A 6,859-nucleotide genomic window follows, 5' to 3' on the forward strand; every position below is an offset into this window, starting at 1 on the left:
GGCTGCGAACCCACAACATTATAACATAGGAGGTTTTTCCTATGGTACCTTATGTAACGCTACGGCTTCGCCTATTCCCCCATCTCAGATGGGGGTTTGCGAATTATTCAATCATATCAGCCCAACTTTACAAAACATACGGAATACTTTAGTCAAAATATGCAGAAGAGCAGGAATCCAGGAATATTCCCTCCATGCTCTCAGACATACGTTTGCGACTAATATTGTCCGAAAAACAACTAATATGGGTGAGCTGAAAGATGCGGCGGAATTATTAGGTGACAGCTATGATGTAGTCATAAAGACTTACTTTCATACTGACTCACAAAAGAAAGTGGATCTGGTGGATACAATCGCATAAATCCGTCCACCTTATCGTCCACCTTATGAACCGATTTTATTCGATTTTATGCGGTTTCTGGCGGTCTTAAGTTTAAAATTTTTTGTTGGAATGAGTTTAGAAAAGGTGATGCAAGAAAAATATTTTTGTTGGTCAAAAAAATCTGCCACCTTATTTTTTTACAAGCCTTGAAAAATAAAAAGAACCCGAAAAACGTTGATTTTCCGGGCTTTTTGAGAGGCGCAGACCGGATTTGAACCGGTGCATCAGGGTGTTGCAGACCCACGCCTTACCGCTTGGCTACTGCGCCGTACACTATATTATATTATCATATTTTCTGAAAAATGCAAGCATTTTTTCAAAAATGACTCCGACGGGAATCGAACCCGTGTTACCGCCGTGAAAGGGCGATGTCTTAACCGCTTGACCACGGAGCCTTATTTCTTGGCACCGCTATCGCAGTGCCGAGAATTATATTATCATACCCTCTCAAAAAAAGCAAGCCTTTTTTTAAGAATTTTTCATAACTACACTTTCTACCACATCTGCGGCATGTTCACATGTATCCGCGCACCGCTCAAGATAGATGTAGATCTCTCTCCATGCTATGATATGCAGCGGATTCTGGCACTCGGCATGGAGCTTCCGCATGCTCTTCATAAAGCAGCGGTCCGCCTCTTCTTCCAGGTCATTAATCTGGATAATGACTTCTTTCAGCTTTTTGGAATGCCGGAAATCTGCAAACTCTTTTGTAAGCTCTGTCACCTTTTCACAGCAGCGGATAATAATATCCAGCATCTGAAGGGCATCATCTTCAATCTCAGTGATATTATTCATATAGATTCTCAGGAGCACATCCTCAATCTTGTCTGTGATATCGTCAATCCGCTGGCTCAGAGCAATGATGTCCTCTCTTTCAATCGGAGGGATAAACTCTTTTGCAAGTCTGTCCAGCATATCGTGCTTTTTCATGTCCGCACTGTTTTCTATCTTGTGCATCTCGTCCAGATACTCCTCCAGCTTTTCCGGTCTGAAGTCTCTGAGAATTCCTACAAGCATATGTCCCGCCTGACAGGAAATTTCCGCACAGGCTGTAAATGTTTCAAAATAAAATGAATCCCGATTCTTTGCCATTTTTACTTCCTCCTACTTCTTCTAAAAGAGTGCCATGAACAGCTTTGCTATGACAAAACTGATCAGTCCGCATCCCGGGAACGTAAATACCCAGGTCAGCATCATGTCCTTTACTACGCCGAAATTGATTGCGGAAAGTCTTTTTACCGCGCCGACGCCCATAATTGCGCTGGTCTTTGTATGTGTTGTGGAAACCGGAATTCCAAACACACTGGAAAGCAGCAGACAGAACGCGCCTGCAAGGTCCGCTGAAAATCCCTGGAACTTCTCAAGCTTGACCATATCCATTCCGACAGATTTTATAATCTTCTCACCGCCTACGCTTGTCCCGATTCCCATAACGGCACTGCAAAGCAGCATCAGCCATATCGGAATCCCCATGCCTTCCACACTGGACTGTCCGTTGCAGAAAGCGATTCCAAGAAACAGCACACCGATAAATTTCTGTCCATCCTGCGCTCCGTGCATAAAGCTCATAAATGCCGCGCCGAAAATCTGTGCGCCTTTAAAAAATGACGATGTCCTGCGCCGGTCCATAGATGCGCAGAGAGCCGCAATCACCTTGCAGATGATCCAGCCCGAAAAAAATCCGAGCGCCAGACTCAGTACAAGTCCGTAAAGCACCTTAACCCATTCCGCGCCGTTTACACCGGACAATCCGTTCTGAATCGCAATCGCCGCGCCGGTAAGTCCGGCAATAAGGCTGTGGCTTTCGCTGGTAGGAATTCCAAAAACAGAAGCCGCAACACTGTATACAACAATGGAAAACAATGCCGCGCAAAGAGCTACCAGCGCCTTGTCTGTCTCTCCTCCAAAGTCCACCATATTGCTGATTGTGGACGCAACCGAGCTGTTGATCCCGGTCATCACAAGTACTCCAAGGAAATTAAAGACAGCGCTCATCATAATTGCAGGCCTCACCCGCATACACCTTGTGGCAATACAGGTGGCAATCGCGTTCGGTGCATCCGTCCATCCGTTTACGAAAATGACCCCCATTGTAAGAAGCACGGTGATCAAAAGTACCGGATTTGACGTGACCTGCTGAAAAAAGCTGAAAAATGAAACATCCATAAGTCTCTTCCTTTACCCATCCTTTTCTTCTTTTAATAAATTTCGACTGTATACTTTTTATGAGCTTTCTATTTGATTTTTTCTTTACACAGTCTTAACTCAAATATAACATTGCGCCCGTTCTCTTACAAGAATTTTTCATATGGTAAGATCTACAAAAAAAATGCGTTAAATCGAAAGTTTTTATCACTTTCGACTTAACACACATTTTCTGTCCCGTTTCAAACAAACTTCCCATTTCAGGGTCATGAAATCACGTGAAATGTTTTCCACTTTCCTCTCCTGAACCGTACCCAGAACACGACTGCTCTGCTCAGCCAGTCCATACATATGGCAAGAGAAATCACCAGCGTGATCTTCATCAACCGTTTAAAATACTGCTCTGCCTGTTCGGTATCTCCCGCGCCCATGCACTGGCTGACAATGAACGTATCCGAAAGCCCCACCAGCACCAGCATCAGCAAAAACTGCTCCATCACGAGGGGCAGTATCATATTTCTCAGCTGCTTATTTGTAAATAATAGTTTCTGCTCCAAGCCTCTCTCTCATTTCTTATATTCGATATCGGTCAAAGACCGAAGAATCCTCAAATAAGTATAGTGCCTCTCACCGGCTCTGTCCAATACCTGTATAAAATAGCCGGGAATACCCAAAAGACATCCCCGGCTGTTCAATAGGATTTACTTTTTAAACCGATACCCGACTCCCCATACAGTCTGTATATAATGCGGGTCGGACGGGTCATCTTCTATTTTCTCTCTCAATTTATTGATATGTACCGTGACTGTCGACATGTCTCCTACAGCTTCTGTTCCCAAGACATGGTCAAAAATCCGCTCTCTTGTAAAGACGATATCCGGATTTCCGGCCAGAAACAAAAGAAGCCTGAATTCCCGTCCTGTAAGTTCCAGCTTGTTTTTCCCTTTATATACGCGGTAAGATCCCGGATAGATTCTCAGCTGGCCGGTAGAGATTACTTCTTCCTTTCTTCCGGCTTTCAGCGTCTTATGGATTTGCATATGCGCTTTTATCCGGGCCGTCAGCTCTACAGGGCTGAACGGCTTTACAATATAGTCATCCGCCCCGAGCCCGAGCCTTTTGATTTTATCTATATCCTCTTTTTTTGCAGTGACAAGAAGAATCGGAACATCGGATTGAGCCCTGATCGCTCTGCAGATATCAAACCCGCTTTTTCCCGGCAGCATCAGATCCAGCAATACGGCAAAATATTCTCTTTTCCGGATATTTTCTAACCGCAGATCAGCCGGAATACCTGTTCGACAGCCAGTTCCATATTTTTCCGGGCCCGCTCCGGCTCCATTGCTTCTTCCAGAGTAGTAATTCCTCTGACAATCGGGAAAAATGCGTCAATCCCCGCCTCATTGCAGGCCCCTGCATCGTCTGTCACGCTTCCTGCAAAAGCAATGACTTTTTTCCCGTATTTTTTCGCAAGTTTCGCCACACCCACTGGTACCTTTCCCATCGCGGTCTGCGAATCCAGTCTTCCCTCGCCGGTAATCACAAGATCCGCGTCGCGGATCTCTTCTTCCAGACCGACTGCTTCCATAATGATATCAATACCCGGTTTTAGGACCACATCCGGCATATAGCTGATAAAAGCAAATCCGAGTCCTCCCGCGGCTCCTGCTCCTTCTTCCTCACTATGGTCTTTTCCCAGATACATTTTTGTCATCCCTGCATAATGCTTCATCTTCTCATCCAGAACCGCTCTTTCTTCCGCCCTGACTCCCTTCTGCGGGCCATATACATATACCGCACCGTTTTCACCGCAAAGCGGATTTTTCACATCACACGCAATCCGGAAGGAACATTCCTTGAGTTCCGGCATTGCCAGGCTTGTGTCAATTCTGACGATCCGGTCAAGTTCACCGATCCCTCCGGCGATCTGTCTTCCTTCCGCATTCAGAAATCGGTACCCAAGCGCCTGAAGCATCCCTGCTCCCCCGTCTGTCGTCGCACTGCCCCCGATTCCGATAATGAATTTTCTTCCTCCTTTTTCCACTGCATCCCGAATCATCTCTCCTACGCCAAAACTTGTGGCATTCCACGGATCCAGACTGTCCGGATGAATAAGCGTGATTCCGGCCGCCTCCGCCATCTCCATCACAATCGTCTCTCCATCCGGCAGTATCCCGTATTTTGCTGTTACATGCTTCCCGTCCGGCCCTGTCACACGGACTTCACGGTATTCTCCACCCAGTCCTTCGATCATGCTTTCCGTTGTTCCCTCTCCTCCGTCCGCTACAGGTTTTATGACAACATCCGCCCGGCATACCTTTCTGATTCCGGCCTTTGCCGCCGTTCCCGCCTCTATGGAACCAATGCTCCCTTTCATCGAATCAATCGCTGCTACAACTTTCATATCATTCCTCCTGCCAAAGAAAGCATGCATCCCCGGCATTCAGGATCCATGCTTCCTTCTTTTCATTTATAGTATTATCTTACCAGACAAGGCTTCTTCGGGTCAAATTTCCATCCAGGAATCAAATACTGCATGACAACAGAGTCATCTCTTCCTCCCAGACAGTTTTCCCTGTACAGCTGATTCGCCTTCAGAATCTGATCCATATCCACTTCAATTCCAAGCCCCGGTTTTTTCGGCACTTCCACACATCCGTCTTTGATCTGCAGCGGCTCTTTCGTCAGCCGCTCGACTCCTTCCTGCCAGATCCAGTGCGTATCCAGCGCATTATATTCACCCGGCACAGCAGCTCCCACATGAGTAAACATTGCCAGGGAAATATCAAAATGATTGTTGGAATGAGACCCCCATGTATATCCGAAATCATGACACATCTGTGCAACTCTCACCGAGCCGCTCATTGTCCAGAAATGCGGGTCTGCCAGAATGATATCAACCGCCTGCGATTCCAGAGAGTGTCCTACCTCTCTCCAGTCTGTGGCAATCATATTGGTGGCTGTAGGGAATCCTGTCCTTCTGCGGAATTCACTCATGATCTCTCTTCCCGAGTACACTCCTTCCGCACCGCATGGATCTTCACAGTATGTAAGAATCCCTTTCATGCCCTTTACGTATTCTACCGCTTCCTCAAGAAGCCAGCCGCCGTTTGGATCCAGATCAATCCTTGCGTCCGGGAATTCCTTTTTCAACGCCCGGATTACATCCATCTCTTCATTTCCCGGCAACACTCCGCCTTTCAATTTAAAATCTTCGAATCCGTATTTCTCATGTGTTGCTTTTGCAAACGCGACAATCTTCTCCGCGGTCAGCGCTTCTTCATGACGGATCCGGTACCATTCACAGTCAGAGTCCGGTTCCTCATCGTACGGGAGATCTGTCTTTTTTCTGTCCCCTACAAAGAACAGGTAGCCCAGCATCCGGACCTTGTCCCTTTGCTGTCCGTCTCCCAGAAGCTCACAGACAGGAACTCCGAGCATCTTTCCGAGAAGATCCAGACACGGTGCTTCGATCGCGGTCAGCACATGGACTCCCGTCCTCAGATCGAAGGTCTGGTTTCCTCTTACATCTTCTTCTCCTTTGGAATCCAGATATCTTTTCACCTTTAACAACGTGCTTTTATACTCCGCAAGATTGGCTCCTTCCACAATCGATCTGCATTCTTCCAGCGCATTGGTGATCTTTGTTCCTCCCGGAACTTTCTGCCATTATCAGCAATGATTAAATTTATTATAGGGATTTTCTGATATGGTGTCAAACACCGGCGCTTGACTGATGCAGTCTTTACATAATCTGGGAGATGTACCTGGTAACACGACTGCATTATACGGCTGACTTTTCTACCAATTGCCAGACAAGCGCTTCAAAGATCAATCTGGTAAAATATCCGATCGACCGTTATAATGTAGGGCTTAACCCTCCCTTCTCTTTAAGATAAAATAAAAAAGCCCGACAGTAAAACTTAAAATTTACCATCGGGCGACACACCGGAACCCATCCAGCAACGCAATTCCGCTTCATTTTTAAGTATAACAATCAAATGCCTGCTTTTTTCAGCAGACAATCTGTTTTGCCCCCGAGGGGCATATTACAAAAACAAATAAAGCCCGTAAATGTTGAATTTACGGGCTTTGCAAGCTCCCCCTGTTGGACTTGAACCAACGACACTGCGGTTAACAGCCGCATGCTCTACCGACTGAGCTAAGGAGGAATATTTTAGATACAAAGAAACACACCTTTTCAGGTGTTTCCTTTTGTGTACCTTCAAAACCACATATAAGTCCACGTTTCTGTCATCCTGCTTTTTCCTATCCACCATTCCTTGGTTATGCCCTCGACCTATTAGTAACAGTCAGCTCCATGTGTTACCA

Annotated in this window: 6 protein-coding genes, 3 tRNA genes and 1 pseudogene; 1 reads left to right on the forward strand and 9 read right to left on the reverse strand. The window is 46.3% G+C overall.

The window, feature by feature from the left end; genetic code table 11:
- Nucleotides 1-361: pseudogene (locus H6A32_RS15290) on the forward strand (hypothetical protein); the annotation flags it as partial.
- Between the two features lie 217 nt (nucleotides 362-578).
- On the opposite strand, the gene H6A32_RS15295 reads toward H6A32_RS15290, so the two are convergent.
- The 9 genes from H6A32_RS15295 to H6A32_RS15335 all read right to left on the reverse strand — a co-directional run bounded on the left by H6A32_RS15295 (nucleotide 579) and on the right by H6A32_RS15335 (nucleotide 6,699).
- Nucleotides 579-650: transfer RNA gene (locus tag H6A32_RS15295), tRNA-Cys, on the reverse strand.
- A gap of 55 nt (nucleotides 651-705) precedes the next feature.
- A tRNA-Glu gene (locus H6A32_RS15300) sits at nucleotides 706-777 on the reverse strand.
- Between the two features lie 73 nt (nucleotides 778-850).
- Complete coding sequence (locus tag H6A32_RS15305) at nucleotides 851-1,474, reverse strand: DUF47 domain-containing protein (RefSeq protein ID WP_087169139.1); 624 nt, start codon at nucleotides 1,472-1,474, stop codon at nucleotides 851-853.
- Between the two features lie 21 nt (nucleotides 1,475-1,495).
- A complete protein-coding gene (locus tag H6A32_RS15310; protein ID WP_087169138.1) occupies nucleotides 1,496-2,548 on the reverse strand; it encodes an inorganic phosphate transporter in 1,053 nt (350 codons plus the stop codon).
- Between the two features lie 245 nt (nucleotides 2,549-2,793).
- Complete coding sequence (locus H6A32_RS15315) at nucleotides 2,794-3,084, reverse strand: hypothetical protein (protein ID WP_204864767.1); 291 nt, start codon at nucleotides 3,082-3,084, stop codon at nucleotides 2,794-2,796.
- A 144-nt stretch (nucleotides 3,085-3,228) separates the two neighbouring features.
- Nucleotides 3,229-3,753, reverse strand: coding sequence for a response regulator transcription factor (locus H6A32_RS15320; protein WP_243424958.1), 525 nt, complete (start codon nucleotides 3,751-3,753; stop codon nucleotides 3,229-3,231).
- 44 nt (nucleotides 3,754-3,797) lie between these two features.
- Nucleotides 3,798-4,931 carry a glycerate kinase family protein gene (locus tag H6A32_RS15325; protein ID WP_204864768.1) on the reverse strand — a complete coding sequence of 378 codons (1,134 nt, stop codon included), beginning with the start codon at nucleotides 4,929-4,931 and terminating at the stop codon, nucleotides 3,798-3,800.
- A gap of 74 nt (nucleotides 4,932-5,005) precedes the next feature.
- Nucleotides 5,006-6,136: an enolase C-terminal domain-like protein gene (locus H6A32_RS15330; RefSeq protein WP_430749598.1), complete on the reverse strand. Its 1,131-nt coding sequence runs from the start codon at nucleotides 6,134-6,136 to the stop codon at nucleotides 5,006-5,008.
- Between the two features lie 490 nt (nucleotides 6,137-6,626).
- Nucleotides 6,627-6,699 (reverse strand) — tRNA-Asn (locus H6A32_RS15335).
- Nucleotides 6,700-6,859 lie beyond the last annotated feature (160 nt).

This window comes from Drancourtella massiliensis (genome assembly GCF_016900655.1).
In the GTDB taxonomy this organism is placed as follows: Bacteria; Bacillota; Clostridia; order Lachnospirales; family Lachnospiraceae; genus Sellimonas; species Sellimonas catena.

Excerpts from the sequence above, each read along its gene's own strand:
- H6A32_RS15305 (WP_087169139.1), bottom strand. The coding sequence starts at position 1,474 with ATGGCAAAGAATCGGGATTCATTTTATTTTGAAACATTTACAGCCTGT.
- H6A32_RS15310 (WP_087169138.1), bottom strand. The coding sequence starts at position 2,548 with ATGGATGTTTCATTTTTCAGCTTTTTTCAGCAGGTCACGTCAAATCCG.
- H6A32_RS15320 (WP_243424958.1), bottom strand. The coding sequence starts at position 3,753 with ATGCTGCCGGGAAAAAGCGGGTTTGATATCTGCAGAGCGATCAGGGCT.
- H6A32_RS15325 (WP_204864768.1), bottom strand. The coding sequence starts at position 4,931 with ATGAAAGTTGTAGCAGCGATTGATTCGATGAAAGGGAGCATTGGTTCC.